Here is a 15,042-nt window from a genome sequence, read left to right as displayed (position 1 = left end):
AAATCGGAGTGCAAAGAAATTAATTATTCTTCCTCTTTCCAAATTTACAGCCTAAAAGGAATGTCCTTTTTCTAAGTGGTCATTTCTCCTACCAAAGGAAGGGTTAGTTTTCTGCGGATTTCACTTAGCTCTTTTTCCTGACCGAGTAAAAACATCAATTTGGTTACCGCCGCCTCCGTGGTCATATCCGCCCCACTGACTACACCTACCTGCAGCAGCTCTTTGGAAGTCTCGTACCTACCCTGAATTACTCGCCCCCCATTGCATTGAGATACGTTCAAAATGATTACCCCTCTTTGAATTGCCCGTTCCAATGATTTCATAAACCACGCCTCACTTGGGCTATTACCTGAACCATAGGTTTCCAAAACTACCCCTCGCAGGCCTTCAATGGCAAAACAAGCATCCATGACTTTCTCAGTTATTCCAGGAAAAAGCTTCAAAATCATCACCCGATTATCCAACTGATTTCTATTTATCAGTTTCCGATGGGGCTCATAGGGTCGAATAGCAGCCGTATTGTAATCGATGACTATACCAGATTCTGCCAATGAAGGGTAATTTTCGGACTCAAAAGCATCAAAGTGAACCGACTGCACTTTTTTGGCTCGGTTTCCTCTGAGCAGCATATGATTGAAAAAGATACACACTTCCGGTACAATTGGAATCTCGTCAATTTTGGCAGTAGCAATCTCCAGGCTGGTCATGAGATTTTCTCGAGCATCGGAGCGCATTGCAGAAATCGGCAACTGCGCACCGGTAAAAATCACTGGCTTATTCAACCCCTGAAGCATATAACTCAGCATTGAAGCCGAATACGCCATGGTATCGGTACCATGCAACACCACAAACCCATCGTAGCTGTCATAATTCTCGGTAATGATATAAGCCATATCCACCCAATGACTCATCGAAACATTAGAGGAATCAATCGGTTCTGGAAAAGAAATGACAGTAATGGCAATGTCCATATTGGAAAGAATAGGTATTTTTTCCAGAATCTGACCAAAATTAAAAGGTACCAGAGCTCCGCTTTCATCATAGGCCATACCCAAAGTACCCCCGGTATAAATGATCAATACAGAGGAAGTTCGGCTCGATTTGATTCGGGTATTCAGTCTTACGATTTTATAATTCATATGTAATTTCCTTGAAAAGTCGTAATGCGTTTTCCTTGGTCTTCAGGGCTACTTCCGATGCGTTGACCCGAAGTAAATCCCCAACCCGCTCGGCAATAAATGGTAAATATTGCGGGGAGTTTCGTTTTCCTCGATGAGGAACAGGAGCCAAATACGGAGCATCCGTCTCCAATACCAGGTGCTCGAGGGGTACATGTGGAATTACCCGATCGAGTCCTCCATTTTTATAGGTACTTACCCCACCGATACCCAGCAAAAATCCCATTTCAATTATCTGCATGGCCTGGGTCAAATTTCCGGTAAAGCAGTGAAATATTCCTTTCAATTTACCATCATGCAAATCACGGACAATCTCAATGGTTTCGTCCATCGATTCTCTACAATGAAGGACGATCGGCAAGTCAAACTCTTTCGCCCATTGGATTTGTTCTTTAAAGGCCAATTTCTGTTGCTCAAAAAAACTTTTATCCCAGTACAAATCCAGCCCAATTTCTCCTACCGCGGCAAATGATCTTTTTTCAAGCCAATTCCTCATGACTTTCAACTGGTCCAAATAATCCTCCTTTACATCGCAAGGGTGTAAGCCCATCATGGGAATACAAAAATCCGGGTATTGCTTTTCACATGCCAGCATTTGATCAATAGTTGTTACATCTACATTGGGCATGTAAATCCGTTCCACACCAGCACTTTTGATGGCTTCAATGACTTCATCTCTATCTGAGTCAAATTTGGAAGAATAAATATGGGCGTGGGTATCAATCAGGTTCATGAATATCTCCGGGATTTCCATTTGGTGGCAGAAGGCCAAAAGTAATAAAGAATTGTCAGCACAGATAGCGGGAAGAAGTAAAAATCAAAAAGCAAGGCAAAGACTGTAGAAAGTGACTGGTTGGCTTTTAGAGCCGTTTGTTTCAAAAACAAACCCTGCAAGCCCATCTTTATCACCGCCAAAACCAAACCCAAAAGAGGACAAGTAAAGAAGGAATAAATCACCGTTGGAAAATACAACACCTGGAAAAATAAGGCAAGCTTCCAATACCAAGGTAAGGTCATAGCCCCTGACATCCATCGCTTCCGTTGGGCAAGTAGGCTCACTAAGCTAGATTCCGCTTTGGTAGAAACCAATGCACCAGGGCTGAGTTGAAATCGAATTTGAAACCCTACTCTCTGAATGGCTCGACTGATTTCGAGATCCTCTGTCAAACTATCTGAAACTTCAGAAAATCCTCCACAAGCCAAATAGGCTGTCTTTTTGATCGCCATATTATTTCCCAAACCGGTGGTGGGAATTCCTAAATCAGACGCGATCTTAACCAAACCCAAGGTAAACCACCAGTCCATTCGTTGCAATCGGGCGAGCCAATTCTCACCTGATACTTGCGTTATTCCCAGAACCACTCCTATCGGACTTGCAAAACTGGAAAGTAACTCTGTTATCCAGGTTTTGGGAACTTGACAATCCGCATCAGTGAAAAACAAATAATCACCGATGGCATGTTCATCCAGAAATGCCAGTGCATTGGCCTTTGGGCTGGGGCTTTTGCAAAATATATCCTTGGATTCAAGCTTAATCCACTTTGCATTCTCCCGATTTGCACACCAATGCTCTAAAATCATAGCTGTGGCATCCTGACTGAGGTCATCGACAAACAAAAATTGGATTTTTTCCGAAGGGTAATTTAATTGTGCAAATGAATCAAGCAGCTTTGGGAGATGGTATTCTTCGTTTCTTGCCGCAACTAGGATGGATACCAGTGGAAATCCCTCAACATTATTTTCAAAAATTTTAAAGAAAAAACGATGATAAACCCACAAAAAGACATATTGTAAGATCAATATGCCTAGCACAAAAAAAGCCAAAATCATAAGCCTTCAGTTTCCCAACCTTGGTCAGATAAAAAATCCAAATATTCCGGCAAAACCCTCCGAATAACCTGCTTTGTTTTTTCCTGATCGTGAAAAACCACCACTGCCCCTGAGTTTGTTCCTTTTTTTAATTTTTCAAGGATCAAATCTTTACCCAAGCTCAAATCAAAATCTCCCGACAATAAGCTCCACATCACAATTTGATACTTTTTCTGGAGGATTTTGGCTTGACTATTTTTAAGTAATCCGTAAGGAGGTCGAAAAAAAGTGGGACTGAAACCCAGAAGATCCTCAAGCATTTTTTGACATCGATCCACATTTTGTAGGTATAGATCCGAGTCAGTTCTCCAGCCATTGAGATGATTGAAGGTATGATTTCCCAAAATGTGACCGGCAGCAATAATTTGATGAGCTAAAGCAGGATTTTTCCCCACATTGTCCCCCACCACAAAGAAGGTGGCTTTTTGCCCTCGCTTTTCCAATTCATTTAAAACATAATCCGTCACACCAGGAACAGGCCCATCATCAAAGGTTAAAAAAACAGACCGTCTATCTGCAGGCATCGTCCAAATTCGTTTCGGAAAAAGCGCCGAAAACAAAGCTGGGGTCCGATGAAAATAGCGTTTCATCTGACTCGGATACTAAATAAAGTCAAATCGTCTCGTAAGGGCACCTTTCCGGAAAACTGAGATAACACCTCCAGAAATTCCTGATGAAAGTCTTCCGGATTTATACAAAAATGTCCTCTCACAAAATCCTGCAGTCGCTGTTCTCCAAACTCCTGTTCAGACTCATCCAAAGTTTCAGTCAAGCCATCGGTATATAGATGAATCGTGAAATTGAAAGGGATATTCCGAGTACCGATTTCTAAAAAAGGCAACCGCTCAAATGCACCGAGAATAGTGGTTCCAGCCTCCAATAATTCACTCCTTCTCTCTGACTCCCAACACAGTATTGGAGGGTTGTGACCTGCATTTACATAGTGAAGCTGTCGGGTTTTCAAATTAAACCTCCCCAGAAAAAAAGTAATAAACCGCTCACCTTTAGTATTTTCGAAAAGCGTATAATTCAGCTGATGCACCATGGTCTCCATGTCGGCATTACTGCGGAGTAAGGTCCGAAGAGCGGCCTGGAAATTAGACATCAATAGTGCCGCTGATATCCCTTTTCCCGAAACATCGGCCACGCAAAAATAAATTACATCCTCAGATTGTTGAACAAAATCATAGTAATCTCCCCCCACCATGCTATGAGGGATATAAGTCACTTTTGCTTTTAAATTTTCTTGATTGGGCAAAATCGACGGAAAAAGCATCTGCTGCACTTGTGAGGCAATCGCTACTTCCCTGTTTAGGATTTCCTGCTCTACTTGCTTTCGGGCAAAACGTTTATTTTCCAAAGCCACCACCAAAATATTAGCTATTGCCTGGGTAAAGTCTAAATTCAATTCCAATTCAGGATCTTTACTACGCAAAAACAAAATAGCCAGCATCTTTTCTTTATGGTAAACTGGCAGAGCCGTTTCAAACTCCAAAAAGTCCCTTCGTTCTTCAAAATCCAGACGAAACTGGTTTTTTTTCCCTTTATCCGATACTTCCGCCTCCCGAATAAATTCAGGCACGGACCCTTTGAGTCCATGCGCAATCTTTTTTTCAAAACCACCTTCTTTGAGCACATACAAAACAAGCGAGTTGATGTTGAGATGCACCAGACAGGTGAATTTAAATATATTGACAAGTACGGACTCAGACTGGTTTTCGTTGATGGCTTGGGTGATCTCAAGCAGTGCCTTCAATTCCAGTTCTTTCCGTTGATATTTATGATTTTCTGATATCAAATTCAAAGGGCATTGTGGGCCATTAGGCCTTTTTTGGTTGCAAGGAAGTATAAATTTTTTCCCTCAATTTTAAGTTGAACCTGGTCAAATCGCTCTAGATCAGGAGCTGAAAGACACTTAATAAACGATTTCTGATACAAGGAATCCAGTGTTTCCAACAAGAGTGACTCCTCCCAACCCAAACTTTCTTTCAAATAAGAAAAGGACTGAACGAAATACAACTCGTCCAGTAAATCAAATTCCTCGTCACTCATAATTTATTTTTCTTGATGCTAAATTAAGCAAAATCAATCGCTTCTCCCTTTCCAGACAAATTTCCAAAAAAAGACCCCAGAAACCGTACTAATTACATAAAATGGATGAAAAAAACTGGTTTTTATAAAGTCGCTGATTGGTAACTTTTTCCCAAGACTTCGCAGGACCTTACCCAGCACCAAGCTTTCCCCTCCAACTTTTACTCCCCACACTCCCAAAAAAAGCAGGATATAAATTCCCCCAAAAAAAGGCAGACACATACTTGAAATCCAAATTGCTTGAAATAAAGCAAATACCACCGGGGTTATCCAGTGCAAAATAGATGATTTTTGTCTCCACTTTCCAGCCCATCGCATCCGCTGATTAATCAAGGCAAAAAAATCCTCTTGCGGACGAGTCAAAACCAAAGCGCTTCGATCAATCTGATAGTGGCAAGCGGCTGCTCCATATTTTTTTACGATTTTTTTTAGTAAGAACTCATCATCGCCAGAGGCGATATCAGCATTGCCTGAATACCCCCCCAATGATACAAAAGCCTTTTTTCGGTAAGCCAGATTGGCGGCACTACACATGAGCGGTCTATGAATTCGAAAAAAAAACTGGGTCATCAGCAGGATACTGGCCCATTCAATCTGCTGAAAGCAATCAAAAAATCCAATTCGTTCGACTTTCGAAAGTACCGGACCAGCGACGAGTTGAACCTTCGCATCGGAAAAAGGCTCCAGCATTTTCTTAATCCAGGTTTCCGATAAAAAACAATCTGCATCCGAAACTAAAATAATCAAACCCTTCGCCTTGGCCACTCCGAATTCTACCGCTGCCTTTTTTCCTATACCTGGACTATCCCATATTTTTATTCGTTCATTCTTTTCGGCTTGCCTTAGGAAAATATCCCGAGAATCGTCCTCACTTTGATCATTGATCAGTAAGATTTCACTTACATCTTCAGTAACTTTTGCTAGTTGCCTGAAAAGTTCTTCTGCATTATGGGATTCATTTCGAAAAGGAATGATCAGGGAAACTTGATCTCCATTCAAATTTTGAACATTCCCGGTTTTTTGAGACGACCACTTTCTGGCCATCATGCAAAGAAACAGGACATAGAATAAGAGCCAAAACAGGTAAAAATTGATCATCTTTTCGACTAACTTGCAAAGGTGAGTAAAGAAGCAAAAAAAGAGACAAAGGAAAAAATCATCTTAGGTATCGATCCAGGCACCACCGTAATGGGTTATGGATTGATTCTCACTGAAGGTAAAAAATACAAATTCCTTCAATACGGAGTCATCCATCTCAAAAAATACGGAACCCACGAACTTAAGTTAAAGAAGATTTTTGAACGAATCACGGGAATAATTGATGAATTTTTGCCCGATACAGTAGCTTTGGAAGCTCCCTTTTACGGAGTTAATATCCAATCTATGCTAAAACTGGGAAGAGCACAGGGGGTAGCGATGGCAGCGGCATTGGCACGTGAAATTCCAATTACCGAGTATTCTCCCAAAAAAGTGAAACAATCGGTTACCGGAAACGGGAATGCTTCAAAAGAGCAAGTTGCCGCCATGCTGCAAACCTTATTTAATCTGACCGAAATCCCCAAACTCCTTGACGCCACTGATGCCCTTGCCGTTGCACTTTGCCATCATTTTCACGAAGGACGGGTGCAGACTCGGGGAAGAAATGCTGGCTGGAAATCCTTTATCGACGAAAATCCCGATCGGATAAAAAAATAAAGGCTTGAATGATCAAGCCTTTATTCTTAATTAAAATCATAAGCGATGGAAAGCTTTAAAACCTGATTATTGGCATCTTGTCCAAAATAATTGACACTGGTCAAGCCCAAATCATAACTAACTTGTAGATTAATCCCTGCAGGAAAAAGTGCTTGCAACCCCACTACTCCACTGATATCATATCCGCGAACGGGTTCGGTGGAGGTTTGATTATTGCCTTCTTCTGTTCGTTTTCTCGAAATCAATGCCCCAAACTGAGGTCCGGCAAAAACATTCACCGCTGGCAAAAAGTTTAATCTCAGCAAAAGGGGAACATCTAAATAATTCAGGCGCTCGTCTATATCATTGGCTGTAGGGGGATCCACCGTCTCAAATCCCTTCTGGGAAAATTGAATTCCGGGTTCTACACTGATAAATTCTGAAGCCAGGATGGTGTAATATCCTCCAAAATGGACACCCGGATTGGCATTGAAATTTGTATTTGAAAAATTGGACGAAGAAAATCCAGCCCGAATTCCAAATTGAGCCTCTGCTGTAAAATAGAAGCTTAGGACGAAGAATAAGATTAAAATCTTTCTCATATGTGCTTAATGTTTTAAATTTCCATTAAAACTAGCAGATCTACGTTAATCCGCTTGAATACTCTCCTTTTTTTTACTCAAAAAATATGAAACAATCATCGGGCCTTTTTGAAAACATTACCACCGTTAGTGAGGCGGCGAGGTTGGCTTTTATCGCCAAATTGGAAGAAATCAAAGCTGAAAAAGGCTTCAAAATGGAGCGAGAAGGTCAAGTGAGCAATTATTTATATTACATTTCAGAGGGCTCAGCTCGGAGTTTTTATATTCGTGAAAATCGGGATATCACTGTTTCATTTTCCTTAGAAGGGGAATTTGTGACTGCTATGCATTCTTTTATCACCCGAAAACCCAGTTATGAAACGATCGAAACTCTGGAAAAATCATTGCTATATCGAATTTCTCACAGCGATCTACAGGAATGTTTTGAAAAATTCCCGGAGATGGAAAGAGCTTACCGGATGATTTTGGAGAAATACTACATTGCCCTGGAGGAGCAACAGATTTTTTCAAAATTCAAATCAGCCAGAAGCCGGTATCTTGAATTGATGGATAATAAACCTAAAATCATACAAAAAGCTTCGGTGGGGCAAATTGCCTCATTTTTAGACATGACGATAGAAACCCTCAGCCGAATTCGAGCAAAAATTTAGAAGTTGACTTTTATCTGTTTATAATTTGTTTTTCAGCCGTCAGATGGAATCTCGCACATTTTACAATCCTCCAACTGTGTGTTGACTGCATCGTGCTCGATTTTAGATGTCTATAATTGATTTTCAAAAGTCACATGAAATGCCCCCAGATAATCATCGCTCTGCGTGAGGTTGATCCTGATAGGGATTTCATGACTCCATTTCTTTTGGTAAAAGAGCATTCAATTTGTAAACTATTGGCAAAGCCCTGTCAAGGTAGACTACCCAATCCTGCTCTTTCCGTTTCTAATTTTTTCTCTCTTCCTCTTATAGGTAAGCTACTGCTTTGCATTTTTTTGATTCTTCGCAACTCCCACGAACTAAGTATTTACAAGTCGTGCAATTAATTGGAGATTTTATTCTTCCCGAAGATGGACTTCAACCAAGATCCCATTCGGATTTTATGGCTTAAAGGCACCATTACCATTGACTAATAAGAAAATGTAAGGATTAAAGTTGAAAGAGTGGAACAACGTATCCTTTTCTATGGAAACCCAATAGAGAGCCTAACAGGGAGTAAACTAGTCGAAAAAATATCCTCGTGCAGGCCTTCAGCATAAAAAAACCGTCAGGAGATGGGATCCAATCCCAACCTACCGATAGCTCAATTTTCCCCAAGGTCAGCTGGATTCAGGGGGGGGGGGGGGGGGGGGGGGGGGTAAATACAAACACGGTACATAAGCAACCTATCAGCTCCCTTTCAAAATGGTATAGTTGATCCATACCTTGCCTCTCTTTTCCAAGAAGAGGGAATCTAAGGCAGTCGATTAGAATACACCATTCTCAAAATCTTTTTGGCCACGTAGTGGGAAGTCCGGCAAGGACTACAGCCCTCTTGTTGAAATATGGCGGATGTATTCCTCTAAAATTGGGCATTCGAACTACACCCGTTGGGGCTGGAATAGGCGCAGAAAATTTCTCCTTGGATAGGCTACCCAAGAATTTCTCCTTTTGCATCAAAATACCAAGTGGGAATGGCCCTGTCCGAAATCGAAATAAGGAAGGTGGACAATGAAGGGGTAAAACTGATTCCAAATTGGATCAATCCGTGGGCGGAACAAAACAGCAATCCAGAAATTAACGGAGACTTAATCGATTAATCGATCAATTTTTTATCCACATAATTTGAGTTGAGAATACTTAGGGCCCCCATGTATTTAAGCTGAAATGACATGATATCCCCTACCTTATAGGCATTGGGATTTTTACCCAAATTAATAATCAACATATCTGAACTAGCTCCTAAGATCTCAATATCTTGATCAGAAGGGATCAGGTATTTCGGATCTACATCCAATAATCCGATATCGACGATGGCCCGATAGGATGTTTGTCCGTACAGCGATTCATCAATTTCCAGAACCTCACCTTGTGGATTTGCTGCAAGCGTACCTACTGGTAAAAGCGGTTTTTCCTGCATTTCAATAATCTCCGCATGTAACTCAAATACATCCCCATGCATTCCTTCAATTAATTTCTCTTCAAAAAGATCCACCCCAAAAAACAAGGTCTCCCCTACCCTAAAGTGATTTATGCCTTTAGGAAGTTGCTGAGTTAGCATCAATGGGATTGTCACCGAGGTTCCCGCAGATACCCATGGAATTTCTTTAGTAAACTTTAATTCAATAATCTGTTTATAAAGGGAAAGTTGGATCAGTTTGTCCGTTGACGGCATGACCCCGTTGAGGCAGTTTAGGTTTGTGCCCAAACCAATAATCTCAATATTGGGAAGGTTAAACACCTCTGAGTAGAAATCAAGCAATTGTTCGCCCATTACGCCTTCTCGCAAATCACCAGTTTCAACCATGATGATGATTTTGTGCTTTTTATCCTGCCGCACCGCCTCCTCACTAATCCAGTGAATAGTTTCCAGCTCACTATTCAAACTAACATCAGCAAACTCGACCATTTTGCCCACATTACGCTTGGACACAGGTTTAATGTAAACAGTTTGAACCTCTGGGTTCAATTTTTTAATCATTGCCAAATTACTGATTCGGCTATCGTGAATTTCATCCACCCCCAGGTTGATCAATTCCTGCAAAAAAAGTCGGTTACCACAAAGTAGCTTGGACACTACTCCCCAGGCTACTTTACTTTCATTGAATGTTGCTTTCAGAAATTCAAAATTATCCTTCAGCTTGGTTCGATTTAATGTTAAATAAGCCATCCTATTTAGTTAATCTCATTTCGAGGTATTTGTTCGTAAACCCGAGTCTTTCATAGAGTTTCTTTGCCGGATTATCTGGTTCAACATGAAGCGCAATGGCTCCATTTGCCATTTTGATCGCCATATCCATGATTTTCTTCCCGATTCCTTTTCCTCGTTGCCCCGCATCCACTGCGATATAAACAAGGATATTTTCAGGAATATACCCCGACATTCCTGTTTTATTCATTACAAGTGCTCCAACTAACTCTCCCTTATCTCGAGCCAAAACCACGAAACCGCCAGCCCTAATCCCACTGTCAAGAGCGTAGTCCAAGCATTTCATAATATCCTCTTTTGGGTCACCATATTTCCCAAGGTGTTCAAATAGGAAATCTGCTATTTCATTTTTTTGGAGAAATGTGGCAGAATCTATCGCCGAAAGTGCTTCTAATTTTATCATACGGTATGTTTTTTTCGTGTGGTGAAGTCTAATTTATAAACGATCAGAAAAGTCAGCAAAGAAGCTGTCAATCCGAATAAATTACCATCCAATCCTAAGGGAAGGGATAACTTAAGAAATGTCAAACCGGCTGTAACAGATCCACCGACTACCATGGCTGAAATGGCTGCATCCGGATCCCTTACTTTAAAGAATAACCCAGCAACCACGGGCACCAGCAGACCTGAAACCATAAATGCATAGGAGTAAAGCATCAAGCTGAGTACTTCCGTCATTTGCCAAGCAATGAAAATTGCTACAATTCCTATTCCTAAAGTTAAAAGTTGCGAAACTCTCATTTCGGTCTGGTGAGATTTATTTTTAAGAAATCTTCCAAGTAAATCGGTGGTCAAATTACCCGAGGCAGCCATCAGACAGGAATCAGCGGTGGAAAGGACTGCAGAAAAATAAGCCGACATCATCAAGCCCAAAATACCTGCTGGCAAAATCTGACTGAGTAAAACCGGTAATCCCATTTCGGGATCCATCGCCGTAGAAAACCCTTCTAAGGCTCCTTGCTCTACGGCTACCCTAGAAAGTAATCCAAGTGATACTCCCATAAATGCCATGATCGGCCATTCAAATAATCCAGCAATAAACCATGCTTTTCGTGCTGTTTTTTCATCTCTGGCAGCAAATATCCGCTGATAAAGAGTCATTCCAACAAACCATATTGGAATAATTGTAATCCCCCAATTGAATAGATCCTGCCAACTTAAATTAGATAAAGAGAAAAATTCGGCTGGAAGGGTGGAATGAATTCCTTCCCATCCACCCACAAAATGATACGCAATGGGTATCCCAATAAACATCAATCCCAGCATTAAAATAATCCATTGCACGGTATCGGTATAAATCACCGCTTTCAATCCTCCCATCACCGTGTATATCACCGCTATCGCTCCCATAATCAACAAGGCAGTTTGCAGGTCCAACACCTCAAATGTTCCGGATGCGAGTTTTGCTCCTGCTAACAATTGGGAAGAGGTAAATCCCACATAACCCAAAAAACAAATTATGGCTGCTACTTTAGCAGTGGTGGAATTATATAAATAGCCAATAATCTGAGGGAAGGTAAAAAATCGGGCAAAGGCCGGATCTGACTTTACCCGGGGAATCAACAATACAGCTGCCATCCATGCTCCCAAAAGCCCGGTAAAAAGCATCCATGACCCAGAAATACCCATGGCGAAACCCAATCCCCCCAATCCGATTGAAAACCCACCACCTACATCTGTGGCTACGACCGAGAGCCCAATATGAATACTTCCGATTGACCTACCTCCAACATAATAATCCTCTTGATTGGTGTTTTTTCGCATGAAAAAAAAGCCCACACCCAGCATTATTATCATGTATATAAAAAAGATCAGCAGATCGATCAATTGCATTATGTCTTAAGATTTGTATCAAACTTCTAGAGAATATAATTTTTTAAAGTTACAAAAACTACCCCTAAACTGAAATAAAATGAGGTTTTATTCTAAATTTTGATATTTCAGTCCTATCTTATCCTAGATAAGCACAAAAAAAGCCGGGTTTGCCGGCTTTTCTTTTTACAATCGCGTTTTTTTAAACATTTTCGCTACTTACTACCGCAGAGAAATACTCTCTGTTCATTCGCGCTATATTGGTTAAAGAAATTCCCTTCGGACACTCAGCTGAGCAAGCTCCTGTGTTGGTACATGCACCAAAACCTTCGGAGTCCATCTGGGCAATCATTTTCTCGGCACGCTCTTTACGCTCCACTTGACCCTGTGGCAACATGGCTAGTTGAGAAATTTTCGCAGATACAAATAGCATGGCAGAAGCATTTTTACAAGCTGCAACACAGGCTCCACAACCAATGCAAGTAGCCGCATCAAACGCCTCATCAGCAATTCGTTTTGGAATCGGAATCTCGTTAGCGTCGGGAACTCCACCTGTATTTACAGACACATACCCTCCGGCTTGTATGATTCGGTCAAAAGCTGACCGATCTACAACCAAATCTTTGACAACAGGAAAAGCCTTTGCTCTCCAGGGTTCGATGGTAATGGTATCTCCATCATGGAAGGATCTCATGTGCAACTGACAAGTCGTGGTCTGTTGTGGACCATGCGGCTTCCCGTTGATGTAAAGGGAACACATCCCGCAGATACCTTCACGGCAATCATGATCAAAATGCACCGGATCTTCACCCTGATTTGATAATTCTTCATTCAACACATCCAACATTTCCAAAAAGGACATGTCCTTGGATATTCCATCTATGGGATATGAGACAAAACCGCCTTGATCAGCATTATTTTTTTGTCTCCATATTTTTAATGTCAATTTCATATAGCTATGAATTTTAATTCAAGATTATTTGTATGAACGCTGGGTTAACTTCACATTTTCAAACTCCAAAGGCTCTTTGTGAAGCTCTTCTTCTTGATTTTCACCCGTGTATTTCCAAGCTGCCACATAAGCGAAGTTTTCATCATCTCGCAGGGCCTCTCCCTCCGGAGTTTGGTATTCTTCGCGAAAGTGACCCCCACAAGACTCCTCTCTGTTCAACGCATCATCAATCATCAACTCACCCAACTCCAAGAAATCCGCTACTCGATGCGCTTTCTCCAACGATTGATTGAGTTCTTCATTATCTCCCAAAACTCTTACATCTTTCCAGAATTCAACTCTAAGCGCTTTAATTTCGGCTTTTGCCTTTTTCAAGCCTTCTGCTGTTCTGGCCATTCCGCACTCATCCCACATAATCTTACCCAGCTTTTTGTGGAAATAATCGACGGACTTAGAGCCTTTGATGTTAAGCAATTGGTTGATCCTGTCTTTTACTTGATTAGTGGCTTTCTGAAACTCTGGATGATTGGCATCTACTGGCTTTGGCCCTATCTGTGCCAAATAATCTCCAATGGTGTAAGGAATGACAAAATATCCATCTGCCAACCCCTGCATCAATGCCGAAGCTCCAAGTCTATTTGCGCCATGATCTGAGAAATTAGCCTCGCCCAAAGCGTACAAGCCGGGAACAGTAGTCATCAAATTGTAATCTACCCAGAGCCCACCCATCGTGTAGTGAACCGCAGGATAAATCATCATCGGCACTTGGTAGGGGTTCTCGCCAGTGATTTGCTGGTACATGTCAAATAGGTTTCCATATTTGGCTCGGATTGTCTCTTCTCCATCTCGCTTGATCGCATCACGGAAATCTAAGAATACCGCTTCACCAGTTTCATTTACCCCACGACCTTCATCGCAAACGTATTTTGCATTTCTGGACGCCACGTCACGGGGAACCAAATTTCCAAAGCTCGGATACTTTCGCTCCAAATAATAATCTCGATCTTTATCCGCGATATCATTGGCCTTAATTTCACCTTTACGAAGCTTTTCGGCAGTTTCTTTTGTGGCCGGAACCCAAACTCGACCGTCATTTCGAAGTGATTCAGACATCAAGGTCAGCTTTGACTGATGGTCACCTGAAACTGGAATACAAGTTGGGTGAATCTGAGTATAACAAGGATTCGCAAAGTAAGCACCGCGCTTGTGAGCTCTCCAAGCCGCTGTTACATTGGAACCCATCGCATTAGTTGATAAAAAGAACACGTTGCCATATCCCCCTGTACATAGGAGTACTGCATGGGCAGCATGACTTTCTACAGCTCCGGTGATTAAGTTTCTAGTCACGATACCGCGAGCGTGGCCATCCACAACGACCAAATCCATCATTTCAGTACGTGGATAAAGCTTCACTTTACCATTGGCAACCTGACGGCTTAATGCCGAATAGGCTCCAAGTAGCAATTGCTGCCCGGTTTGGCCTCGGGCATAAAAAGTCCTTGAAACTTGTGCACCACCAAAAGATCGGTTAGCCAAAAGCCCCCCATATTCTCTGGCAAAAGGCACACCTTGGGCGACACATTGATCAATGATATTTACTGAAACCTCGGCTAACCGATAGACATTTGCCTCTCGTGCACGATAGTCTCCTCCTTTGATCGTATCGTAAAATAGCCTAAATACTGAATCCCCGTCGTTTTGGTAGTTTTTGGCAGCATTAATTCCACCTTGGGCAGCGATAGAATGCGCCCGGCGTGGACTATCCTGGAAACAAAAGGCTTTGACATTGTAACCCAACTCTGCAAGCGAAGCAGCCGCAGATGCTCCCGCCAAACCTGTACCCACTACGATGACTTCGTATTTTCTTTTGTTCGCCGGATTAACCAGCTTGCTGTTAAACTTATGCTGAGTCCATTTTTCTGACAAAGGACCAGCAGGTATTTTGGAATCTAGTATCATACGGGAC

At 41.8% G+C, this 15,042-nt stretch carries 15 protein-coding genes; 2 read left to right on the top strand and 13 right to left on the bottom strand.

Annotation, left to right across the window (positions count from 1 at the left end; translation table 11 throughout):
- Window positions 1-71 precede the first annotated feature (71 nt).
- From Q0L00_RS02980 to Q0L00_RS02950, 7 genes are read right to left on the bottom strand one after another with little or no spacing between them, the layout of a single operon-like run.
- Complete coding sequence (locus tag Q0L00_RS02980; protein ID WP_297335380.1) at window positions 72-1,139, bottom strand: asparaginase; 1,068 nt, start codon at window positions 1,137-1,139, stop codon at window positions 72-74.
- Window positions 1,129-1,911, bottom strand: a complete 783-nt coding sequence (locus Q0L00_RS02975) for a TatD family hydrolase (protein WP_297335379.1) — start codon at window positions 1,909-1,911, stop codon at window positions 1,129-1,131. The genes Q0L00_RS02980 and Q0L00_RS02975 overlap by 11 nt, the downstream gene beginning before the upstream one ends.
- Complete coding sequence (locus Q0L00_RS02970; protein ID WP_297335378.1) at window positions 1,908-3,008, bottom strand: glycosyltransferase family 2 protein; 1,101 nt, start codon at window positions 3,006-3,008, stop codon at window positions 1,908-1,910. The genes Q0L00_RS02975 and Q0L00_RS02970 overlap by 4 nt, the downstream gene beginning before the upstream one ends.
- Window positions 3,005-3,637 (bottom strand): polysaccharide deacetylase family protein, encoded by a 633-nt coding sequence (locus Q0L00_RS02965; RefSeq protein ID WP_297335377.1) that lies wholly within the window; start codon window positions 3,635-3,637, stop codon window positions 3,005-3,007. The genes Q0L00_RS02970 and Q0L00_RS02965 overlap by 4 nt, the downstream gene beginning before the upstream one ends.
- A complete protein-coding gene (locus Q0L00_RS02960) occupies window positions 3,634-4,845 on the bottom strand; it encodes a PP2C family protein-serine/threonine phosphatase (RefSeq protein WP_297335495.1) in 1,212 nt (403 codons plus the stop codon). The genes Q0L00_RS02965 and Q0L00_RS02960 overlap by 4 nt, the downstream gene beginning before the upstream one ends.
- Before the next feature lie 2 nt (window positions 4,846-4,847).
- On the bottom strand, window positions 4,848-5,099 hold the full coding sequence (locus tag Q0L00_RS02955) for a hypothetical protein (protein WP_297335376.1): 252 nt from the start codon (window positions 5,097-5,099) through the stop codon (window positions 4,848-4,850).
- A 33-nt stretch (window positions 5,100-5,132) separates the two neighbouring features.
- Window positions 5,133-6,236 (bottom strand): glycosyltransferase, encoded by a 1,104-nt coding sequence (locus tag Q0L00_RS02950; protein WP_297335375.1) that lies wholly within the window; start codon window positions 6,234-6,236, stop codon window positions 5,133-5,135.
- A 21-nt stretch (window positions 6,237-6,257) separates the two neighbouring features.
- Between Q0L00_RS02950 and ruvC the strand changes: the two genes are divergently transcribed.
- Complete coding sequence (gene ruvC / locus Q0L00_RS02945) at window positions 6,258-6,833, top strand: crossover junction endodeoxyribonuclease RuvC (protein WP_297335374.1); 576 nt, start codon at window positions 6,258-6,260, stop codon at window positions 6,831-6,833.
- A 26-nt stretch (window positions 6,834-6,859) separates the two neighbouring features.
- Here ruvC and Q0L00_RS02940 read toward each other — a convergent pair whose 3' ends face one another.
- A complete protein-coding gene (locus tag Q0L00_RS02940) occupies window positions 6,860-7,414 on the bottom strand; it encodes a porin family protein (protein WP_297335373.1) in 555 nt (184 codons plus the stop codon).
- Window positions 7,415-7,500: 86 nt separating this feature from the next.
- Between Q0L00_RS02940 and Q0L00_RS02935 the strand changes: the two genes are divergently transcribed.
- Window positions 7,501-8,064 carry a Crp/Fnr family transcriptional regulator gene (locus Q0L00_RS02935; RefSeq protein WP_297335372.1) on the top strand — a complete coding sequence of 188 codons (564 nt, stop codon included), beginning with the start codon at window positions 7,501-7,503 and terminating at the stop codon, window positions 8,062-8,064.
- Between the two features lie 1,135 nt (window positions 8,065-9,199).
- Here Q0L00_RS02935 and Q0L00_RS02930 read toward each other — a convergent pair.
- The 5 genes from Q0L00_RS02930 to Q0L00_RS02910 all read right to left on the bottom strand — a co-directional run bounded on the left by Q0L00_RS02930 (window position 9,200) and on the right by Q0L00_RS02910 (window position 15,035).
- Window positions 9,200-10,273, bottom strand: coding sequence for an alanine/ornithine racemase family PLP-dependent enzyme (locus Q0L00_RS02930; RefSeq protein WP_297335371.1), 1,074 nt, complete (start codon window positions 10,271-10,273; stop codon window positions 9,200-9,202).
- Between the two features lies 1 nt (window position 10,274).
- Complete coding sequence (locus Q0L00_RS02925) at window positions 10,275-10,715, bottom strand: GNAT family N-acetyltransferase (protein WP_297335370.1); 441 nt, start codon at window positions 10,713-10,715, stop codon at window positions 10,275-10,277.
- On the bottom strand, window positions 10,712-12,145 hold the full coding sequence (locus Q0L00_RS02920; protein ID WP_297335369.1) for a sodium:solute symporter family protein: 1,434 nt from the start codon (window positions 12,143-12,145) through the stop codon (window positions 10,712-10,714). Before Q0L00_RS02920 ends, Q0L00_RS02925 begins: the two co-directional genes overlap by 4 nt.
- A 181-nt stretch (window positions 12,146-12,326) precedes the next feature.
- The gene (locus Q0L00_RS02915; RefSeq protein WP_297335368.1) at window positions 12,327-13,076 is read right to left on the bottom strand and encodes a succinate dehydrogenase/fumarate reductase iron-sulfur subunit; all 750 of its coding nucleotides are present in this window, start codon (window positions 13,074-13,076) and stop codon (window positions 12,327-12,329) included.
- A gap of 24 nt (window positions 13,077-13,100) precedes the next feature.
- Window positions 13,101-15,035 carry a fumarate reductase/succinate dehydrogenase flavoprotein subunit gene (locus tag Q0L00_RS02910; protein WP_297335367.1) on the bottom strand — a complete coding sequence of 645 codons (1,935 nt, stop codon included), beginning with the start codon at window positions 15,033-15,035 and terminating at the stop codon, window positions 13,101-13,103.
- Window positions 15,036-15,042 lie beyond the last annotated feature (7 nt).

Source organism: Algoriphagus sp. (assembly GCF_024305035.1).
GTDB lineage: Bacteria > Bacteroidota > Bacteroidia > Cytophagales > Cyclobacteriaceae > Algoriphagus.
This window is presented reverse-complemented; position numbering and strand designations above follow the sequence as displayed.

Excerpts from the sequence above, each read along its gene's own strand:
- Q0L00_RS02980 (WP_297335380.1), bottom strand. The coding sequence starts at position 1,139 with ATGAATTATAAAATCGTAAGACTGAATACCCGAATCAAATCGAGCCGA.
- Q0L00_RS02975 (WP_297335379.1), bottom strand. The coding sequence starts at position 1,911 with ATGAACCTGATTGATACCCACGCCCATATTTATTCTTCCAAATTTGAC.
- Q0L00_RS02970 (WP_297335378.1), bottom strand. The coding sequence starts at position 3,008 with ATGATTTTGGCTTTTTTTGTGCTAGGCATATTGATCTTACAATATGTC.
- Q0L00_RS02965 (WP_297335377.1), bottom strand. The coding sequence starts at position 3,637 with ATGAAACGCTATTTTCATCGGACCCCAGCTTTGTTTTCGGCGCTTTTT.
- Q0L00_RS02955 (WP_297335376.1), bottom strand. The coding sequence starts at position 5,099 with ATGAGTGACGAGGAATTTGATTTACTGGACGAGTTGTATTTCGTTCAG.
- Q0L00_RS02950 (WP_297335375.1), bottom strand. The coding sequence starts at position 6,236 with ATGATCAATTTTTACCTGTTTTGGCTCTTATTCTATGTCCTGTTTCTT.
- Q0L00_RS02940 (WP_297335373.1), bottom strand. The coding sequence starts at position 7,414 with ATGAGAAAGATTTTAATCTTATTCTTCGTCCTAAGCTTCTATTTTACA.
- Q0L00_RS02935 (WP_297335372.1), top strand. The coding sequence starts at position 7,501 with ATGAAACAATCATCGGGCCTTTTTGAAAACATTACCACCGTTAGTGAG.
- Q0L00_RS02930 (WP_297335371.1), bottom strand. The coding sequence starts at position 10,273 with ATGGCTTATTTAACATTAAATCGAACCAAGCTGAAGGATAATTTTGAA.
- Q0L00_RS02925 (WP_297335370.1), bottom strand. The coding sequence starts at position 10,715 with ATGATAAAATTAGAAGCACTTTCGGCGATAGATTCTGCCACATTTCTC.
- Q0L00_RS02920 (WP_297335369.1), bottom strand. The coding sequence starts at position 12,145 with ATGCAATTGATCGATCTGCTGATCTTTTTTATATACATGATAATAATG.
- Q0L00_RS02915 (WP_297335368.1), bottom strand. The coding sequence starts at position 13,076 with ATGAAATTGACATTAAAAATATGGAGACAAAAAAATAATGCTGATCAA.
- Q0L00_RS02910 (WP_297335367.1), bottom strand. The coding sequence starts at position 15,035 with ATGATACTAGATTCCAAAATACCTGCTGGTCCTTTGTCAGAAAAATGG.